This is a genomic window from Nocardia acididurans, assembly GCF_016741815.1.
Taxonomy (GTDB): domain Bacteria; phylum Actinomycetota; class Actinomycetes; order Mycobacteriales; family Mycobacteriaceae; genus Nocardia; species Nocardia acididurans.
Genome location: NZ_JAERRJ010000002.1, coordinates 324390 through 344537, shown reverse-complemented (window position 1 = coordinate 344537; position 20148 = coordinate 324390). Strand labels below are relative to the sequence as shown.

The following is a 20148-nucleotide window of genomic DNA, read 5'->3' as shown; positions in this document are numbered from 1 at the left end:
GTTGCGCTGGGTCATCGGGGGTGAAGCGGTCCTAGACCCGGACGGGTTCTGCTGGTTGGTCGGAGGGCTGGGCGGTTTCGGGTGCTCGTCGCGCCAGGGCCGACGGCCACCAGACCCGATCGCCCGCGAGCAGGGTGAGCGCGGGCACCAGAATCGACCGCACCAGCAGCGTGTCCAGCAGCACGCCGAAGGCGACGGTGAAGCCGATCTGAGCCAGTGACACCAGCGGCAGCGTCACCAGGACGGCGAAGGTCGCGGCGAGCACGATTCCAGCCGAGGTGATCACGCCGCCCGTCACCGAGAGACTGCGCAGGATGCCGGCGCGGGTGCCCGCCCGGAGTGCCTCCTCGCGAGCCCGGCTCATCAGGAAGATGTTGTAGTCCACGCCCAGCGCCACCAGGAACAGGAAGGCCAGCAGCACCAGCCCCGGGTCCAGGCCGTGGAATCCGAAGACGTGCTCGAAGAGGAAAACGCTTGCGCCGAGCGCGGATCCGAAGGACAGCACCACGGTGAGCACCAGCCCCACGGGTGCGGCCAGCGAGCGCAGCAGCAGGGCCAGGACGGCGGTCACCACCAGCAGGACCAGCGGCAGCACCACCGTGCGATCCCGGGTGGATGCCTTCGCGATATCGAGTTCCGCCGCGCTGGGGCCGCCGACCACAGTGCCCGGGGCGAGCTCGCCCAGTGTGGAGCGCAGCCGTTCGATGGTGGCGTGTTCGGCATCGGAGTCCGCGAGAGCCGCTGGGATCGCGGTGATCTCACCGAATTCCGGTCCGCTGCGGCCCAGTTCGGCCGCGCCGATTCCGGGGTCGGCTTCGACGGCGCGCAGGACCGTGTCCCGGGATTCGTTGTGTGCCATGATCGTCAACGGCGTGCCCGCCCGCTCCGGGAAGTGCGCGGCGAGCACCGTCTGCCCCGCAACGGATTCCGGTGTCGTCACGAATTGGTCGGCTCGGGACAGCGAGTGGGTGTTGCCGAGCAGCCCGAGCGCGAGCAGTCCGAGCACCGCGACGGACGCGGCCGCCGAGGCCACCGGCCGGCGAGAGATGAACGCGCCCACCCGATCCCACACACCCGTACGTGTCACCGCGGCCGCGTCCATGTGCGGGATGCGCGGCCAGAAGATCCACCGTCCGCACACCACCAGCAGTGCCGGGAACAGCGTCACCATCACGGCGAGCGTGCACACGATGCCCGCCGCGCCGACCGGCCCCATACCGGCGGCATTGTTCATATCGGCCGCCAGCAGGCACAGCAGGCCGATGCTCACCGTGGCCGCCGAGGCGGCGATGGCGGGCACGGAGTTGCGCAGCGCCGCCAGCATGGCACTCGCGGTGGCCGAATGCCGGTGCAGCTCTTCGCGATAGCGCGCCACGATGAGCAGCGCGTAATCGGTGCCGACGCCGAACACCAGAATGGTGAGCACCGCCGCGCTCTGATCGTTGACGGTGATGTCGAAGGCTTTCGCCAGCCCGTACACCGCGGCCATGGACGCGATATTCGCCCCCGCCACCGAGATCAGCGGTATCAGCCACAGCAGCGGGCTGCGATAGGTGAGCAGCAGGATCGCCGCGACCACCAGCACGGTGACCAGCAGCAGCTGTTCGTCGATACCGTCGAACGCGCCCTCGAAATCGGCTTGCAGCGCACCGGGTCCGGTCACCTGCACGCTGAGCCCGTCCGGATGCTCGGCGACCCGGGATCGGAAGTCCTCGATGTATTCGGCTGTCTCCCCGTGCGATTCGTCGACCATCACCGGGTACATGAGCGCCTGCCCGTCGGCGGAGCCGATCGGCCGGTCCGGTCCCGTGCCGTTGCCGTACGTGGTTTTCAGTGTCTCGAATTGCCGAGTGGCCGTGGCCTTGTCGGCATCGGTGAGGCCGGAGGCGCGCTGGTACACGACGATGAACACATTCGAGGTGCCGCCGGGCAGCGTCGCCTCCAGTTCGGCCACCATGGTGGACTGCGCCGCGGCGGGCAGATAGTCGGTTTCCTTGTCGGACTTCACCTCATCGAGTGAGCCGGCCCAGGGCGTCAGTGCGACCAGCACCGCGATCCACAGGCCGATGAGCAGCCAGGCTCTTCGGTTCATTCCCATCTCTGTCTCCCCTCGGAACGGGCGAACAGGCCAAGCCTCGCGGGATCGGGCGCTGATTACGTCCGCCCGGGGAAGGCTGTTGGGGATACTCCGCGCGGAGTACGCACGGTCCTCCCGATTCCCGCACAATGTCTGGAATGCGACGACAGTGGCTGATGGACGGGCTGTTGACGGCCGTGCTGCTCCTCGCCGGAGTCCTCTCGGCGGCCCTGCTCACCGGACCGCCCGCGCCGTTCGACATCCTGAACGCGCCGCGTCCGCTCGACGCCCTCGGTGTCCTCCTACTGAGCGCTGCCACCCTGCCCCTGCTGCTGCGGCGGCGCGCACCGCTGGCGGTGCTGATCGCGCACCTGACGGCCGCGATCCCGTACCACGCCAGTGAATTCCAGCACGAGTCGATCGTTCCGGCGACGGTCGTGGCCCTGTACACCGCCAGCCGGTACGGCACCCGGCGGCGCACCCTGGTGATCATCGCGGGCACGGTCACCTTCGGGGTGGCCGGGATCATCATGTCGCAGACCGGCGGTGAGAACGTGGCCGTCGAAGCATTCGGCGCCCTCGGCTGGATCGTGCTGGCCTGTGTGGCGGGGGAGGCCGTGCGCCTGCAGCAGGCGTATGTGGCCGAGGCGCTCGATCGCGCCGAGCGCGCCGAACGCACCCGCGACGAGGAGGCGCGCAGGCAGGTCGCGGAGGAACGCCTGCGCATCGCCCGTGACCTGCACGATCTGCTCGCGCACACGATCACCGTCATCCAGGTGCAGGCCGGAGTCGCGGCACACCTCATCGTCGAGGGTCAGGCCGATCGCGAAACCGTCACCGCCGCACTGGACACCATCGCCGACGCTTGCGCCGACGCCCGCGCGGAACTGACCGCCACGGTCGGTGTGCTGCGCGCACCCACCGACGAACCGCGCGGCCCACTGCCGACCCTCGCGCAGCTGCCGGTGCTCGCCGAACCGGCCGAAGCCGCCGGGGCCACCGTGCGATTCACCACCTCCGGCGCCGTCCGGCCGCTGCCGCCCACGGTCGAAATGGTCGGCTACCGCATCGTTCAGGAGGCCCTGACCAATATCGCCAAGCACGCGAACGCCGCGCGCGCGGAGGTGAATCTCGACTATCGCCCGGATCGGCTCGTCATTGCGGTGACCGACAACGGGCGCGGCGCACCGGACGATGCGCGGCCCGCGCGGGGTTTCGGCATCCGTGGAATGCTCGAGCGCGCCGAGGCGATCGGCGGTGTGGTCGAAACCTCGCACACCGGACAGGGATTCACGGTGCGCGCGGATTTGCCCATCACTGCTCTGGTGGCAGCGGATGCGCCCGGTCCCGCATTCGGGCCGGTGCCGCGTTCGAGGTCGGTAGGAGGATCGGGCTCGGCATCGGTGGCGGATCCGCACCCGGGAGGCGGGCGGGGCCGAGAACCCGCGATCCGTTCGGTCGCGCCGGATTCCGGCCACGGCAGGCCCTCCGGAGCGCCCGCGTGATCCGCGTCCTGCTGGCCGATGATCAGCATCTGGTGCGCGGCGCTTTCGCCCTGCTGGTCGCGTCCGCGCCCGATATGGAGGTGGTCGGCGAAGCCGCCACCGGCCGCGAAGCCGTTGCGCTGGCGCGTAGTTCCCGGGCTGACGTGATCGTCATGGACATCCGGATGCCGGATCTGGACGGCATCGCCGCGACCGCCCGGATAGCCGCCGACGAAAACCTGGCCGGTGTCAAGGTTCTGGTACTCACCACCTACGACACCGACGACAATGTGCTGGCCGCCCTGCGTGCCGGGGCCAGCGGGTTCCTCATCAAGGACACCAAACCGGCCGCGCTGCTGGAGGCGATCCGCACCGTGGCCGCAGGCGAATCCCTGCTGTCTCCGAGTGCGACCGCGGCCGTGATCGCCCGTGTCCGAGCCACTCCCGAGCCCACCCCCCGTCCGGCGCTGGGCGCGTTGACCGATCGCGAACTGGACGTCCTGATTCTCATAGCCCGCGGCCTCACCAACGCCGAGATCGCCGAATCCCTCACCGTCAGCCCCCTCACCGTGAAAACCCACGTCAGCCGCATTCTCGCCAAACTCCTTGCCCGAGACCGCGTCCAGTTGGTCATCGCCGCCTACGAAGCGGGCCTGATCACACCAACCGGTTGAGATCTAAACCCACATTTTCGGCCGATCCGCCGAACCGCCGCCCGTTCTCGAATACCCTGATCGCGCACGGAATCCGTTGTGCGTCACCCGGACCCACGACACGCCCGTGCGGCGCGGCTCTCTCCACGGATGGCACCGGACACACCGATGTCCCCCCATTCACCGCTGCGCCGAGTTCGCTGTTTCGGCATTCTTGATCTCGGCATATTCCTAGCAACGGAGGCTCCAGTTGGGCAGGCAGGCCAGCAAACCACGACGCGCCGCACACGGCACCCTCGCCCGCCAACGCCCACCGATCCGCCGCATCGCCACCCGCCCCGCCCCACCCCGGGACCCCGCCTTCACCCCCGCCTCCCTCCTCTTCGAACTCCCCACCGCCCTCCTCCTCGCCGTCTTCGTAGGCACCGGCTGGCTCGGCTACGCCCAAACCTCCGGCACCCCAGCCCAACCCCGCCCCGCCGTGGTCGTCCCCGTGGAACTGCCCCAGCCCGAGCGCTGACCCCGCGCGGCCCCGTAACCTCGGGCAGCCGCCCCGCCGTCCGAACAGTGCGTCGAGATCGGCTGGCGTGCATCCGGATTCGCGAGATCATGGACCCGTGAACGACGACAAGCGCGGTGCGGGACAATCGCGCACTGCTGCGGAGCCGGTGGGGTCCGCGGGCGGACCCGGTTCTGCAAGGGCGGCATTTGCGACCGGACTGGCCGCCCTGTTCGCCGCTGCGGGCAATCCCACCCTGCAACGGGTCGCGAGCGCCACCGACCGGCGTCTGCGGCCCGCCCGGGGCGCCAACCACAAGCCCGCCAATCTGGTTCCGCGCATCAGTGACTGGCGGGCGGGACGAAATCTGCCGTCGCGGTTCGAGACCTTTCAGCCGGTACTGGTGACGCTGCTCGAACTCGTCCGTGGCGCAGGCGGATCGGTGCCCGCCGAGGTTGCGGACGTGACGGCGTGGCGGCGACTGTGGACGGCTGCGCAAGGGGAGACGGCCGCACCGGGGGAGGGCGCGCCCCGGCCTGCCGTGGTGAACACTCTGCGTCGAGACCTCGGCACCTTCATCGGCCGCGACGGCGAGATGCGCCGGATTCTCGAGATGGCGCAGCCGGGGCGGGTGGTCTCCATTCACACCGTCGACGGCATGCCCGGGATCGGCAAGACCGCGCTGGTGACCCGTGCCGCGCATCTGCTGGCCGAGCAGTTTCCGGACGGCCGGTACTTCGTGGAACTCCACGCCCATACGCCCGGCCAGCCGGTGGCCGATCCGGCGGATGTGCTGGGCACACTGTTGGCCGATGTGGGAGTCGATCCCCGAGTACTGCCCGAATCCCTTGCCGCACGCCGGAATATGTGGCGCGACCACCTCGCGGGCAAACGCGTCCTGCTGGTGCTGGACGACGCTCGTGACCACGCCCAGATCGAAGCCCTGCTGCCCGGCTCCGACGGCTGCCTCACCCTCGTCACGAGTCGCCGCCGGCTGATCGCCCTGGACGGTGCGAGCCCGGTAACCCTCGACGTCCTGGCTCCGGCCGCCGCCGTAGCACTCTTCTCCGCGCTGGCCGGACGTCCGGCCACCTCCGACACCGAGCGCATCGTGGCGCTGTGCGGTTATCTGCCGCTGGCCATTTCGCTGCTGGCCGGTCGGCTGGCGCACCATCCCACCTGGACCCTCGCCGAGGTCGCCGTCGAATTCGCCGCCACCCGTGCCCGATTGGACGAGCTGGAGACCGGCGATCGTGCCGTGCGCGCCGCGTTCACCACCTCGTACGAACGGCTGCCGCCCGCTCGCCAGCGCCTGTTCCGCCGCCTCGGCGTCCACCCCGGTCCGGATATCGACGCGTATGCCGTTGCGGCACTCGACGACACGACCGTCTCCCAGGCCCGCCGCAACCTGGAGGCGCTCTACGTCGAGCATCTCATCGACGAGACCTCGTTCGGCCGCTATCGCCTGCACGACCTGGTGCGTGCCTACACCCAGGAGTTGATCGCACAGGAACCCGCGGAACGTGCCGCGGCCCTGGAGCGAACACTGGATCACTACCATCGGACGGCCCTGCTGGCGATCAACCGCGGGTGCGGCCCCGCCGGAACGATGCAGAGCCGGGAAAGGCCGGACCTCGCCGATTACGACACCGCCCTGGCGTGGATCCGGGTGGAACGCGCGAACATGCTCGCGTGCTTGGCGAGCGCCGCCCACGGCGGCCACCTGGGTCGCGCGGTCGGCCTCACCACGGCGCTGGTGGGCGAGGTCCGGCTGCACAGCGCCTGGCAGCAGGCGGTGGCCATGCACCGGCGGATGTCCGTCGCGGGTGACACCATCGAGATGCACAATGCCGAAACTCTGGCCCTGAAGGATCTGGGCGCGGCGGGATACCTCGCGGAGGACTACACGACGATCGCCGAGCTGCTGGCCTCCGCGTTGAAAAGTGCCTCGCCCGAGGAACATCCGTCGTCGATCGCGACGGCCGTCCGCACCCTGGCCCGGGTCTCGCTGCTCAACGGTGATTTCCGGGCGGCCATCGGCTACCTGGAGCGCGCCCGCGATATCTGCCGTGCCGCCGACGACCGTCACGGTGAGGCGAAGGCGCTCGAGAATCTCGGATGGGCGTACCACCTCGTCGGTGATTACACGCCCGCGGCCGCGGCGCTCCGCGAGTCGCTGACCCTGCATCGCGCACTGGGGGATCGGGTGGCCGAGGCGTCCCTCCTGGGCGGTCTGGGCTGGATCGAGAATCTTGCCGACAATCGGTCTGCGGCAATGGATCTCATGAACGAGGCGATCGCCGCCAACCGGGCGCTCGGCGACCGCTCCCAGGAGGCGTTCAATCTCAGCCTGATGGCCTGGTTCCACCATCTGAACGCCGACTATGTGAGCTCCAGGACTCTCCTGGAGCAGGTCCGGGTGATGTATCACGAGCTCGGAAATCGGTCCGCGGAGGCGTTTGTGCTGACCAATTCGTCCTTCCTGCAGTTCATCGCCGGCGAATACCCGGCCGCCGAACGGCTGGCACAGCAGGCCGGAGTGCTCTACCGCGCGCTGGGCAATCCCGCCGGCGAGGCGTCCGCGCTGTGTGTACTCGGCCGGATCCACTGCAGCACAGGCGAATACGGCCCAGCCGCGGACTGCGCCCTGGAAGCGCTCGACATCTACGATCGCCTCGCCAATTCGATCGGGCGGGCTGACGCACTCGGTATCTTGGGCCGGATCCGTCATCTGAGTGGCCGACACGGGGAGGCGGAAGATCTCCTTCGGGAGAGCCTCACTCTGTATCGGGACATCGGACACCATTCGGGCGAAGCCGAAACCCTCAACCGGCTCGGCGCGCTGCACACCGAATCGGATGTCGCACTGGCGCTCACGACCCATCAGGAGGCGCTGCGCCTGGCTCGGGAGATTCGCAGTCACCACCAGCAGGCGTGGGCACTCGACGGGATGGCGCGCTGCCGTATCCGACTCGGGGACCATGATGCCGCAGCCGGGGATCTGCGGGCGGCGGTGCGGCTCTACGAGCGGATCGGCGCGCCGGAGCTCGCCGCCGCTACGGCTCTGCTGGGCAGCTTGGCCCCGGGTGCCGCCTGAGCGGGTCGCGTGTGCCCTGTGAAGTTCCGGTCCGGAAAACCCGAGATCGGCCGGGAGCAGGGGAAACAGGGGTGTCTGCGGGTGTGCCGGTGTCGACCGGGCCGGGTGCTGCCTAGCGTTTGTGGCGTACCGGATGGGACCCGGCGGAAGCCATCGAGGGGAGGGCCTCATCCGGTACTACGGACGAGAGGGAGGCTCATGTCGAGTATCTACGCGCAGATCGGTGGCGGACCGGCCGTCACCGAGGTGGTGGAGGACTTCTACCGGCGGGTGCTGGCGGATGGGGAGCTGGCGGAGTTTTTCGCCGGGAGCGATGGGGAGCGGGTGAAAAGGCTTCAGGTGGAGTTCTTTTCGAAGGTGCTGGGTGGGCCGGCCGTGTATACGGGGGCGCCGCTGCGGCGGGTGTGCGAGGACCGGGATATCACCCGCGCGCATTTCGATCGCACGGCACGGCATCTGGCCGGTGCGCTCGAGAGTGCCGGTGTGCGGCCGGAATTCGCCACGCGGATCCTGACCGTGGCCGAGATGCTGGCCATCGGGATGATGGCGGTGGGGCTGATGGCACTCGAGACGGAGGCCGGTGCGCCCGCGGGGGTGTGACGGCCGAAGCCCCGGTGCGGTGATACGCGCCGGGGCTTCGGGTTCGGCCGGAAGGGGCTGGGGGAGCGCCTCAGTCGACGGTCGCGCCGTTGCGGGCGCGCGAGGCCGCGCGGGCGCGGCGGCGGGCGGCCTGGAGTTCGGCGAGTTCCTGCTCGAGGGTTTCGGCGATGCGGAACTGGCCAGTGTCGTAGACGTTGAGCGGGGGCACCGGGTCGGTCAGGTCGGCCAGCGGGGACTTCTCGACGGTGTCCTCGAACTCGGTGACCTTGCGGGACTTGGTGGTCGCCGAACGGCGTTCCTTCTCGGCGGTTTTCGCGGTGTCGGCGGCGGCTCCGTTGGCGCGCTCGTGGGTGGGCTCGGGCACGCTGTCGACCACCGTGGCCTCTTTGAGCTTCTCGGACTCGGTGGGGGCGGCGGGCAGTGCCGGGGTGGGCGTCGGCACCGGCGCGGTATTGCGCGCGGGCCAGCTCACCACGGGCGGCTGCATGTTGCGGCGTAGCTGTTCGGCCGGATCCGGCAGATCGCGGATCTGGTCGGTGGCGCGCACGATGGCCAGGCCGTAGCGTCCGGCTGCGGCATTGTGGATGAGCAGCGCGACGCCGATCATGACCGGCGCGATGGCGTGCACGGCGACGTCGTACCAGTCACCGGCCCGCAGGTACGGGTAGGTGTTCAGGATGACCGTGAGGCTCAGCAGGGCGAACTCGGCCACGACCACCTGGCGGCGGCTGTCGATCACACCCCATTCGGCGACCTTGTTGGTGCCGATCATGATGATCACGAGGCAGACCGAGATCATGCCCTCGAGCAGGTAGCTGAACCAGAACAGCGGATCCTTCACGCCGCCGGGCGCGATGTTCTGCTGCACGTTGACAGCGGACCAGAGCATGCCGGCCGCGACCACGCCGGCCAGCGCGCGCTGCGACCACGCGCGATGCTTGTACAGCGACGCGAGTTTCGCGTGCGGGCTGGATTCTCGCCGTTGCGCGGCGATCGCTTTCCGAGCGACCATGAGGTCTCGTATGTCTGCCTTCTCGATTTCTTCGGTGGTCTGACGAGCTCGGTCGGCGGCGCCGGCGGCCGCCTCGGCCTGTTTCCAGCGTTGGTCGCGATCCTGTTCGCGGATGCGTTCGGCTAGCTCGCGTTCGGCCTTGAGCTCGTGTTCGGCCAGCGCTTCGGTGAGCGCGGGATCGAACTGGTACGCCAGCCGGCCACGGGCCTTCTCGACCCGCCGCGCCAGCTGACCCACTTCATCCTCGACCGGGCGATCCCGGGTGTTGTCGAGTTCGTTGGTCACTTGGACCTCCGTCCATGGAGTTCCGATGGCTGACAGGTGATCTCGGTTCGGATCGGCACGGAGAACATTTTTAGTCGATGAAGGCCCATCGGCGAAACTGTTCATTTGCCGATGGTCCAATCGTTACGGAGTGTCGCGCCGCGACACGCGGATTTAGCTAACCGGAAACGCGACTACGACGTGAGTTCCAGCTCCGCGTCCAGGGGGATTGCACCTTCGAGACCATGCGGCAGACGGCGGCGATTGGGCGATCCGAGCGCGGCCGTCAGATCCGAACCGTCGTGCTCGGCCAGCAAATCCGCGGAATCCCACACGAGCAGCGTTGCGCTGACCGTGTTCTCGGCCGCCGAATGCGCCAGATCGTAGTGCGCGCAGCCCGGCACATGCGGGTAGGTGATCCACAGGTCGTAACCGGTCATGAACAGATCCAGGTCGAATTGCACACTGAGTCCGAGAAGTTCGCTTCGCCCGTTGTCGTCGACGCCGGCGAACGCCTCGTCCAGCGCCAGCAGCCGCGGGGCCTGCGGATCGGCCGAATCCAGCATCACATGAGCGGCCGCGAACAACGGCAGATGCAGCGACACCGACTGCTCGCCACCGGACAGGGCGCTGTGCCGGGCGACCGTGAGCCGGTCCTCCGTGCCGTCGGCGGTGATGATGGTGAACGAGAATACGCGCCAGGAACGGTAATCCAGCGTGGTTGCCAGGATCTCCGGGAAGGAGCGCTCCGGATGCGCCGCGCGGGCCGCGCGGATCTCCGCGGCGAAATGCGCGCGAATAGTGGACAAATCGTCGTGCGAGAGCTCGGATGCGCCGCGGTCCAGCAACTTGCAGACCGCACGGGCGGGCTCGGGCAGGGTGTCGGCGAGCACCCAGTGCACGCCGATGGTGTTGCCCGAGGACATCCGGCGCTGCTTCATCTCCGAACCCATCCGGGAGATGAGTTCGCGTGCGTCGCAGGTGCGTTCGTAGATCTGCTGGGCCAGGCCGGTGAGCAGCGCATCCTCCAGGATGCGGCGCTCGGAATCGGTGAGCAGCAGCTCCTGATCCTTGCGCGCCGCGCCGATGCGCTCGGCGAAATCGGCCACGGCGGACAGCCCGTGCTCATCGTGCACCTGCACCACGGTCAGCCCGTCGGCGGCATCCCAGTGCAGGCGGTAGTCCTGCCGGGCCGCGGCCAGTGCGGCATCGAACTCCTGCAATGCCGTGGTGACGGCGGTCCGCGTCGACTTGCGCGCCGCCTCACCCGCCCGCACCGAACCCGTTGCGGCGGCCAGATTCTCGAACAGCTCGGCCACCTCGTCGGGCAGCACGCGCAGCTCCTGTTCCGGCTCGGCGTTCTCGATGCGGTAGAGCAACTGCTCGGGCGTGGACCACGCCGCCTCGCTGCTGGGCCAGCGGCTGTCCACCGGCGCGCCCAGCAGACTGAGCAGATCCGGCCGCGCATACGGGGCCAAATGCCGCACATCAGACAGCAATTCGGTCAACGCGGTCCCGAGCGTGTCATGCGCCGCCCGATGCGCCCCCTCCGCGGTGCCCACCCCCTCGATGGCCTCGTGCGCGGCCTTGCGCGCGGCCTTCTGCTCCGCGCGCGCCGCGTCGATCTTCTCCCGCGCGGCCTCGAGCTCCCGATCGATATAGGCCGCCCCGGCCCCGAGCGCCTCCCGCAGCGTCTCCAATTTCCGCAGCTGCTCTTCGTATCCGGACTTGGCCGCCTCCGCCTCCTCCGCGAACGCCTCCGCCAGATCCCGGGCCTCGAGCAACCGGTCACCGGCCTCCCGCGCCCGCTCGTGCTCGCGCTGATGATCCCCACGCAACCGCAGCAGCGCCGTCCCGGCATTCTCGAAATGCCGCACCGCCGCAGCCAGCGCATCCAACTCGGCCGGATCCCGCGGCGCTTTGTGATCAGCCGCGATGGCCCGCACCTTCTTGTCCGCCGCCCCGTATTCGGCGACCGCCTGATCGAGATCCCGCTCCGCCTGCGCCGCCGCCTCCGACCGCGACCGCAGCATGCCCGCCGCCTCGGACACCGCCCGCAGAGCCGAGGTCACCGCGGTCGTGCGCGGAAGCGCCTTGGCGGCAGCCGAAATCCGCGCCAGCTCCTCGGTGGCGGCCTGCTCCTCCGCCTGCGCCTGCGCGGCCGAGGCCGCCGCGTTCTCGATCGCGGCGGCCAACTCGGCCAGCCGCAACTCCCGCCGCCGCGCCCGCGCGGTGGTCCCGATGAACTCGGCATCCTCCTTGTGATGCCGCCCCACCTGCACGCCCTGCCGGTACCGCCCATCCGCCGAGAGGGCGATCCCCGCATCGGATTCCAGGCCCGTCAGCAGCGGCACGGGCAGCCGGTGCGCACCCGCCGAGTCCGGCGAGCCGCTCTTGCCGGTGCCGTCCTGTCCCTGCGGCAGCGCGATGGAGGCCAGGATGTCGGCGACGGTCTCGCGCGGCACGGTGAGCGCGTCGGAATCATCCTCGACCACAAGCACATCGGCCAGCGTCCGCCCCGCCGGCCGGGCTCGCGGTGGCAGCGGTGTCAGGAACTGATCCGACGCATGCGCCGGAATCTCACCCGCGCACACCCACGCGTCGAGCAGATTCGCACCCTGCAGCGCGGCTTCGATACCGGCCGCTTCGGCGGCGGTCACATGGTCGGCGAAACGCACCAGCCGCCACAGCGGCGCACCGTCCCACCCGTCGCGATCCCCGATGCGGGCCGCGAAAGCCGGTGGCGCGTCATCTCGTTCGGCAGCCACCCGCTCCCGCTCGGTCCGCAGCTCCTCGGCCCGCGCCGCGGCGGCGGTCGCGACCACGCGCGCCTCCTGCCTGCGTGCCCGGATCTCCTCGGTCAGCGGTTCGGTCCGTTCGGCGAGCACTTCGGCCGGAGTCGCGGGTGTGGCGAGATCGGCGGCGGCCTCGCCGGCCCGCCCGGTTCCCTTCGGTTTCGTTGCGGCAGTGTCGCCGAGCTGCTCGGTGCCGGCCTGGGCCAGTGCCGCGTCGAGGGCCTCGAACAGGCCATCGCGAATGGGGGAGTAGACCTCGCGGTTGGTCTCCCACCAGTCGCGCAGGGCGGCAGCCGAATCCGAGCGGGCCAGGGTGACGGCCGCTTCGGCCTGCGCCAGATCCGCCGCCGCGGCGTCACGGAGTTCGGTGGCGCGCTGGGTGGCTCGTTCGGCGCGGGTGCGTTCGGTGACGGCGGCGTCGACCAGGGTCAGGGCGCGACGGACCGCGCGGACATCGGCGTCGCGTTCCTCGGCGTGCGAGCGGACCGTGGTGGTGAGCTGGTCGGCGCGGGCCTGTTCGGGCAGGGCGGACCAGTTGATACCGGCTTCCTCCGCGGCGGAGCGGAGTTCGTCCTCGCCGCGGGCGAGGGCGGAGGCGGCGTGCTGGATGGTGGCCTGCGCGCGTTCGGATTCCTCGGCGCGCTGGTCGACGGTCTGGCCGGCCTTGGTGGCCTTGTCGCGGTGGACCGCGGCGGAGGCTTCCAGACGGCGCACGGCGTCGGCGAGATCGTCGAGTTGCTGTTTGCCCTCGTAAGCGCTGGAGCGCTGCAGGGTTTCGCGGTCGGACAGGGCCTGCTCGTAGGCGCGGTCGGCGTCCTCCGCGCGGGTTTCGGCGGCGGCGCGCTCGGTGTCGCGGCGTTTGCGCAGGGCCGCGGCGGCGTGCAGGGCGGTGCCGGCGTGCGTCACCGCGTCCAGACGGGTGCGCACCTGATCGACATCGGTTTTCGCCTGCACGGCAAGGTATTTGCGGTAGACCCCGACGAAGGCGCGGGTGGCGGAGTCGGCCTGGACCAGGCCCTCCAGGGTGCGGCCGACCTCCTCCATATCGCTGAAGGAGCGGGCCGCGTCCAGGATGAGCTGCTCGTCGAGCGGGCGCAGGCCGTCGGTCAGGGCCTGCGAGAGTCCGCGCGGGTCCAGGTTCTTGGCCAGCTGCGGGCGGCGCAGCGTGAGGATCAGATTGATGAGCTGGTCGTAGCGCTGCTGGCCGAGCCCGAACATGCGGGCGTCGATGGCGTTGCGGTACTCCACCGGCCGGTCCACGATGGCGTCGCCGCCGATCTGCTCGGCCAGCTGCTTGCGGGTCAGCGGGCGGTCGTCGGGGCCGAGCAGCGAGAAGTCCACGCCCACACGGCCGTCCGCCACGAAGTACCAGCGGGTCACCTTGTCGGAGGAGCGGGTGGCGCGCATGCCGATGCCGATGGTCACCGTCTCCGGATCGCTCCAGCTGCCGCGTGCGAACTCCATCCACACGTACGAGTACGCCGATTCCTGCTTGCGGTACAGCAGATTCGACTTCATGGTGCGTTCTTCACCCGCGAACGGGTTGAGCCGGCGCGGCTCGATGCGGCCGTCCAGCACGAACGGGAACAGCACCTCGAGCGCCTTGGTCTTGCCGGAGCCGTTGGGGCCGCGCAGCACCAGCCGGCCGTCGCCGAAGCAGAACTCCTGATCGCGGTAGTCCCACAGGTTGACGATGCCCGCGCGGGTCGGGACGAACCGGACTCCACCGTGAATGACGTCGGTCATCAGTTCCCCGATCCCTTCTCCGCGGAGCTCGCGTCCTCGGCGACGCCGCCGATTTCCGTTGGTGAGACGAACAATTCGGTTTCCGCGCGGGTGCGGATGGTGACGATGGCCCCGCGATAGCGGGCCAGCGCGGGCAGGATCAGTAACCCGCCGTCCACCAGTTCCACCAGCCGCAGCTTCTCCAGCAGCGACACCACCTCGGCGGTGAGGCCGGGCACATCGGCCTGCCACTGGGCGGCGAAGGTATTGCCGTAGCGGCCGGTGAGCATCTGCACGGTGTCGCGGATCCAGGAGGATTCGATGAACGGGAAGTCCGGAATCTCCGGTTCCTCCGCGTCGTCGTCCGCCGAATCCTCGTGCGGGGCGAAGAAATCCAGCGGATCGGCGAGCGGCGTGAACACCGTGCCGGAGGGAATCGCGCTGTCGAGCTGCTCCACGAGATCGGTGAGCGGCCGCTCCGGTCGCACCCGCCGCGCGACCGGATTGTCGAGATCCAGCACCAGATCGGCGATCTCACCGGCCAGCAGCAGCGCCACCTGCGCGAGCGTCCCGGTGCCCGGGAACCGCACATCGGTGAGCCGCCCCGAACTGTCGATGAGCGCCACGCCCTCCGCGCGCCGCTCGGCCCGCAGCCCGGTCAGCAGCTCGACCTCGGTCACGAACTTCTCCTGCGCCAGCAGTTCCCGTTCCGCGCCCTCGAGCTCGTCGGCGTACACCACCGGCTGCTCCACCAGCGCGCGGCGCACCTTGCGCGCCGCCAGAGCCAGTGCGGGGGAGCGGGTATCGGCTCCGCCCGCCTCCTCCCCGAGCAGTCCGGCGACGCTGTTCAGATGCTGCAGCGCCCGCGGCGGCCGGAACAGCGCGAACACCACCGACCGATCGATGTCATAGAGCGCCTCCCCGGCCTCCGGATCGCTCGCCCAGCCACCCGCGTCACCATCGGCGAGGGTCACCGCGCCGCGCGCCGCCAGCCAGCCGATGGCATCCACGAACGCATCCCGATCGGCGGCCTTGTCCGAGGCCAGCTCCAGCCCGTCCACCCGCTCGGTGTACGCGGCCACCTGATCGGCCAACTCCGACAACGTGATCTGATCCCCGGCCCGCCCCAGCGCCGCCAGCGCCAGCGCCAGGTACGCGTACCGCCGCCGATCGAACACCCGATCCCCGGTGGTCCGCGCGGGCCGCCCCGACTCCAGCCGATCCAGCACCGGGAACAGCCGCGCGGTGGTCTCGGTGACCTCCAGCCGATACCCGAACAGCTCGGCCAGATCCTCCCGCAACTCCGTCGCCCACCGCCGAATCAACGGCAGCGCGATCCGATCCGGATACGTCCGCGTGATCAGATGATTCGCGAGCACCACCCGCGCCGCCCGCTGATAACTGTCCAGCGCCAGCGAATCGATACTCCGCGCGTGCATCAGCCCACCACCCCGACGTCGCCGCCGCCGACCGCCCCCGCCGCTGCGACCTCCGACGCCTCGGCTGCCGCCGCTACCGCTGTCGCCTCGGCTGCTGTCGCTGCGGAGTCGGCCGCGAGCGCTTCGGCGTGCCCGGTCGGGGCTTTCGGCTTTCGCGGGGGCGCATCGCCTGCTGCTCGGGTCGCGGAATTCCTTCGCGCGGAAGTGTTCTCGCGCACGGTGAGGCGGCGGCCGTTGAGGTGGAGCAGGCCGCGGGAGGTGTGGATGACGGTGGAGCCCTCGCATTCGGAGACGGTGAGGGTGACGCCGTTGTCGGTGCCGGTGGTGCCCGGGACGCGGCCGTTGACGGGGACCCAGGCGGTGGAGGCGGCGTCGATGAGTTTGAGCAGGACCTCGGTCTCGCCCTCGTTGAGGACGCGGTCGTGCACGTCGGCGGAGGCCAGGGAGCGGGCGGCCTCGGCGCGGGCGCGCTGCACGTCCAGCTGGGCCTGGCGCAGGCGGCGGATGCCCGCGTCATTGCGCTGCAGGCGGGCCGGCGCGCCGGGGGTGGGCGGGCGGCCGGTTTCGGCGAGCGTGCGGGCGATCTCCAAAGGCGGTGCGTCCCACCAGGATCGGATCGCGGGAATGACATCCGCGTCGGGATGCTGCATGGCCAGGTGCCGGGGTCTGCCGAGGCCGAAGACGGCGTCGTAGAGGGCGTGCGCGGCATCGGCGGTCGGCGCGGCGGTGAACCAGCCGGCCAGGTGCCGCAGCGCGGATTCGCGGCTCACCCCGCCCTTGCGGGTTTCGGTGACGCGGCGCAGCAGCGACAGCACGGCCGCGATGGCGCTCATGGTGGCCTCGCGCAGCCGCTCGCACTCGGTGAGCCCGGTCTCGCCGTCGGCCACGAACCAGGCCCGCAGCCCGTGCCAGCGGGCCCGCCAATCCGCTTCCCGCTCAGCGTGATTGAGCAGCACCCGTTCGTCGACCCGCGCGGCCCGGTCGATCAGATCGTCCACCCCGGTGTCCTCGACCTCGAGAATCGCCGTGGCCAGTCGCGGCGCGAACCGCGCCAGATCCATGGAGAACTCGCGCATATGCGCCAGCAGCGCATCCTTGTGCGCGAGAAAGGCTTCCGGCGTCGTCTCGGTGGTGCGCACCAGATCGCCCAGCGTCAGATAGAAGTGCGCGGCCCGCTCCGCAAGATCCGACAGCGCCCGGTCGAGCCGGTTCAGCACCCGGTACACGCGCGGCGCGTCCCCGGTCCGGTTCGCCTCGGCCAGGGTGTGCAGATCCGCCAGCAGTTCCGGCAGCACCAGCCGCGACAGCGCGGCCTCATCCAGCCGTGCCTCCAGCACATCCGAGACCGCCCGGTACGCCTGATATCCGGCCTGCGAGAACTGATACACGAAGTGCCGGTTGCGGTACTCGGCCAGCGTCGCCGCCCGCGTCCCGTCATAGCTGCGCTCGAGCACCCCCCACTGATGCAGCTGTTCCAGCAGCGGTCCCACCTCGGTGGGCGTCAGCGTCGGCGCACCCGGGCAACGATTGAGCGTCTCCACCACGTCGGATGCGTGCAGCAGCACCACGTACGCGGCCCGCGCGGTATCGAAGGCCCGCAGCACCCACAGGTAGTCCCCCCGTTTCTCGGCCGTGGCGAACGAGAACAGCCGCAGCCGGTCGGCATGCGGGATCTCCTCACCGCCGGCCCCGGTGGGGTCGGGCAGCAATTCGTCAGCGGACTCGGTCACCGGACGAAGAGTAGTACTGCCTGCCGACCGGTTCGGAATTGCGCCGGGTGTCGGCGTGCCAGATCCCGATCTTTCACGCGAATCCGACATGAATGCAGGTCGGGTGTGGCCCACGGCACCGAAACCCCCATAAATGACTTGGGTGCGCGACGCGACCTTGCTAGGGTCCGCTCGTGCAATATCTCTACTTCGGCTGATCCCTCCGGGCCCACGTCCGCCCTGCGGACGGGTACTGGCCCGCCTCGATGTCCTCGCGCGCCCGCGGCGCGCCTCATCGACGACGGCACACCCCTTCCCACCTCTCGTGGATGACGGGTGCCCGGAGGAAGACCATGACGCACAATCACCCTGCCCGTTCCCGGGCGCAATTGACCTGTTCCGCGGTCCGCGTGCAGCGCGGCGAGACCGTCGTGCTCGACGGCGTCGACCTGACCGTCTCCCCGGGTTCCCGGTGGGCGATCGTCGGCGAGAACGGCCGCGGCAAATCCACGCTGCTGCAGGTCCTGGCCGGACTGCTCACCTCGGACGAAGGCCGCGTGCAACGCATCGGCTCGCTGGCCCTGGCCACCCAGGAAATGCCCGACCAGGACGAGCGCACCGTCGGCGACGTCATCGACGGGCACCTCGCCGCCGCGCGCGCTGCCCTGCGCGAACTCGACGACGCCACAGCCGAACTCGCGGACGGCGTGCCCGGTTCCGACGAGAAATACAGCGCCGCACTGGATCTCGTGCAGATCCTGGACGCCTGGGATGCCGACCGGCGCGTCGATGTGGCGCTCGAGGGCCTGGGAGCACAGACCGATCGCACCCGTCCGCTCGCGACGCTGTCGGTGGGGCAGCGCTATCGCGTACGCCTCGCCGTCCTGCTCTCCGCGGGCGACGATTTCCTGCTCCTGGACGAGCCGACCAATCATCTCGACCTGTCCGCCCTGGAATTCCTGACGAGCCGCCTGCGGGCGTATCCCGGCGCGGTGGTGATCGTCAGCCACGATCGGGCCCTGCTGTCCGACGTGGCCGACACCCTCCTCGACCTGGATCCGACCCGGGACGGTCTGCCGCGCGTGTACGGCGGCGGCTACGCCGGATACCGCGAGGGCCGCGCGGCCGAAAGGGACCGCTGGGAGCACGAATACGCACAGCAGCAGTCCGAACAGACCAGGCTCGCCCAGGATCTGTCCGAAGCGCAGAACCGTTTGGTCTCCGGCTGGCGTCCCGAGAAGGGCACCGGTAAGCATGCGCGGGCCACCCGCGCCGGCTCGCTGGCCCGCGCGGTGCACCGCCGCCAGGACGAGCTGGATCGCCATCGGATCACCGCGCCGACCCCGCCGCAACGCTTCACCATGCCCGAATTGCCCGCGGCGCCGGGCGTGACCCTGGTCCGCACGGATCAGGTTCAGGTCGACGGGCGTCTCACCGACCCGGTCGATCTGTCCCTGGATTCGGGCGATCGTCTGGTGATCACCGGCGACAACGGTACCGGCAAGTCCACCCTGCTGGCCGTGCTCGCGGGCACGCTGGAACCGACTGCGGGACAGCTGCATCGGGCGCGCAAGGCGCGAATCCACTTGCTACAGCAAGAATCCCGGCACCCGCTACACCGCCGCGCCCGTGACGTCTACGCCGCGCACACCGCGCGGCTGGTGACGGCGGGCCTGCTCCGTGCGGACGAGGTCCTCGGCCTGTCCGCCCTGGGCCTGCTGAGCTCCCGTGAACAGAACAAACCAGTCGGTGACCTCTCCATGGGTCAGCAGCGCCGCCTGGACCTCGCCTGCGCCCTGGCGGCCCGCCCGCACGCCCTCCTGCTCGACGAGCCCACCAACCACCTGTCCATCACCCTGGTGGACGAGCTCACCGAGGCGCTGGGCGCGACGCGAGCCGCCGTGGTGATCGCCACGCACGACCGCCAACTCCGCCGCGACGTCCGCACCTGGCCCACCCTCACCCTCGCGGCCGCCGTCACCACCCGCAGCGTTCCTCGATCATGAATTCCGGTGGGGTGCGGGAGCTTCGGCGGCCGCGGCGGCGCGTTCCACGGTGAGGAGGCTCTCGGTGTGGTGCTCGGCGTAGTAGGAGCGTGCGCCGCCGTTGAGGCCGAACAGACGCTTGGACCAGAGCAGCCAGGTGACCGCGGCCAGGTTCACCACCAGCGCGCCGACGCGCAGAACGGTGACCTTCTCGGTGAGCTCGTAGATCTCGAGGGGAAGGAAGATGCTGGTGGCGATGACGGCGAAGTATTCGCCCCAGCGTTTCACCAGCCAGAGGCCGACCGCCTCGATGATTTGGATTGCGGCGTAGGCGAACAGGGCCACCGCGACCCAGGCGAGGGTTTTCGGGGTGAAGCTGAAGGCGCGGTCGATCCATCCGACGATCTTGGAATGGTCGGGGTTCCAGCCGATCTGGTCGGCGAGCTGTTCGATGAGCGGGAACTCCTCCTCCCACTTGCCTTTCCAGCGGTCCTGGGAGCCGCGCAGCTTCAGCACGCCCAGGCCGAGCAGGATCAGGACCAGGGCGCGCAGCAGGCGCTCGGCGGCCAGCAGTCGCATGATGAAGCGGTCGCGCAGCAGCCGGCCGCGCGGGACCTCGGGGGCGCTGTCGGCGGGGCCGTGCCCGCGCGGCTCGCCGAGGACGAAGTCGCCGCAGCGCAGACAGCGCCAGGTGCCCCCGGCCGGGGTGGTGACATGCAGCCGGGCGGCGAGTTCGGGTTCGTCCGGGGCGTAGGTCTCGTGGCCGGAGAGCGCGCACTTCCACAGACTGAAGTCCATGTGCTGGAGAG

The 20148-nt window shown here is 70.0% G+C and carries 12 protein-coding genes; 6 read left to right on the top strand and 6 right to left on the bottom strand.

Annotated features, from left to right (window positions below; translation table 11 throughout):
* Positions 1 to 31 precede the first annotated feature (31 nt).
* On the bottom strand, positions 32 to 2098 hold the full coding sequence (locus JK358_RS05955) for an MMPL family transporter (RefSeq protein WP_201944574.1): 2067 nt from the start codon (positions 2096 to 2098) through the stop codon (positions 32 to 34).
* Between the two features lie 137 nt (positions 2099 to 2235).
* On the opposite strand from JK358_RS05955, the gene JK358_RS05950 reads away from it, so the two are divergent.
* The 5 genes from JK358_RS05950 to JK358_RS05930 all read left to right on the top strand — a co-directional run bounded on the left by JK358_RS05950 (position 2236) and on the right by JK358_RS05930 (position 8410).
* The gene (locus JK358_RS05950) at positions 2236 to 3582 is read left to right on the top strand and encodes a sensor histidine kinase (protein WP_201944572.1); all 1347 of its coding nucleotides are present in this window, start codon (positions 2236 to 2238) and stop codon (positions 3580 to 3582) included.
* Positions 3579 to 4235 carry a response regulator gene (locus tag JK358_RS05945; RefSeq protein WP_307817327.1) on the top strand — a complete coding sequence of 219 codons (657 nt, stop codon included), beginning with the start codon at positions 3579 to 3581 and terminating at the stop codon, positions 4233 to 4235. The genes JK358_RS05950 and JK358_RS05945 overlap by 4 nt, the downstream gene beginning before the upstream one ends.
* A gap of 229 nt (positions 4236 to 4464) precedes the next feature.
* Positions 4465 to 4734 carry a hypothetical protein gene (locus JK358_RS05940; RefSeq protein ID WP_201944571.1) on the top strand — a complete coding sequence of 90 codons (270 nt, stop codon included), beginning with the start codon at positions 4465 to 4467 and terminating at the stop codon, positions 4732 to 4734.
* A gap of 97 nt (positions 4735 to 4831) precedes the next feature.
* The gene (locus JK358_RS05935; RefSeq protein ID WP_201944570.1) at positions 4832 to 7810 is read left to right on the top strand and encodes a tetratricopeptide repeat protein; all 2979 of its coding nucleotides are present in this window, start codon (positions 4832 to 4834) and stop codon (positions 7808 to 7810) included.
* Between the two features lie 198 nt (positions 7811 to 8008).
* Positions 8009 to 8410, top strand: a complete 402-nt coding sequence (locus JK358_RS05930; RefSeq protein WP_201944569.1) for a group I truncated hemoglobin — start codon at positions 8009 to 8011, stop codon at positions 8408 to 8410.
* A gap of 70 nt (positions 8411 to 8480) precedes the next feature.
* On the opposite strand, the gene JK358_RS05925 is transcribed toward JK358_RS05930, so the two are convergent.
* The 4 genes from JK358_RS05925 to JK358_RS05910 all read right to left on the bottom strand — a co-directional run bounded on the left by JK358_RS05925 (position 8481) and on the right by JK358_RS05910 (position 17300).
* Entirely contained in the window at positions 8481 to 9707 is a 1227-nt protein-coding gene (locus JK358_RS05925) for a hypothetical protein (protein ID WP_201944568.1), read from the bottom strand.
* A 173-nt stretch (positions 9708 to 9880) separates the two neighbouring features.
* The gene (locus JK358_RS05920; RefSeq protein ID WP_201944567.1) at positions 9881 to 14227 is read right to left on the bottom strand and encodes a TIGR02680 family protein; all 4347 of its coding nucleotides are present in this window, start codon (positions 14225 to 14227) and stop codon (positions 9881 to 9883) included.
* On the bottom strand, positions 14227 to 15645 hold the full coding sequence (locus JK358_RS05915) for a TIGR02678 family protein (RefSeq protein ID WP_201944566.1): 1419 nt from the start codon (positions 15643 to 15645) through the stop codon (positions 14227 to 14229). The genes JK358_RS05920 and JK358_RS05915 overlap by 1 nt, the downstream gene beginning before the upstream one ends.
* A complete protein-coding gene (locus tag JK358_RS05910; protein ID WP_307817379.1) occupies positions 15645 to 17300 on the bottom strand; it encodes a TIGR02677 family protein in 1656 nt (551 codons plus the stop codon). The genes JK358_RS05915 and JK358_RS05910 overlap by 1 nt, the downstream gene beginning before the upstream one ends.
* A gap of 407 nt (positions 17301 to 17707) precedes the next feature.
* Between JK358_RS05910 and JK358_RS05905 the strand changes: the two genes are divergently transcribed.
* Positions 17708 to 19360 (top strand): ABC-F family ATP-binding cassette domain-containing protein, encoded by a 1653-nt coding sequence (locus tag JK358_RS05905; protein WP_232850819.1) that lies wholly within the window; start codon positions 17708 to 17710, stop codon positions 19358 to 19360.
* Here JK358_RS05905 and JK358_RS05900 read toward each other — a convergent pair.
* Positions 19355 to 20137 (bottom strand): DUF2127 domain-containing protein, encoded by a 783-nt coding sequence (locus JK358_RS05900; protein ID WP_201944563.1) that lies wholly within the window; start codon positions 20135 to 20137, stop codon positions 19355 to 19357. The genes JK358_RS05905 and JK358_RS05900 overlap by 6 nt on opposite strands.
* Between the last annotated feature and the right edge of the window lie 11 nt (positions 20138 to 20148).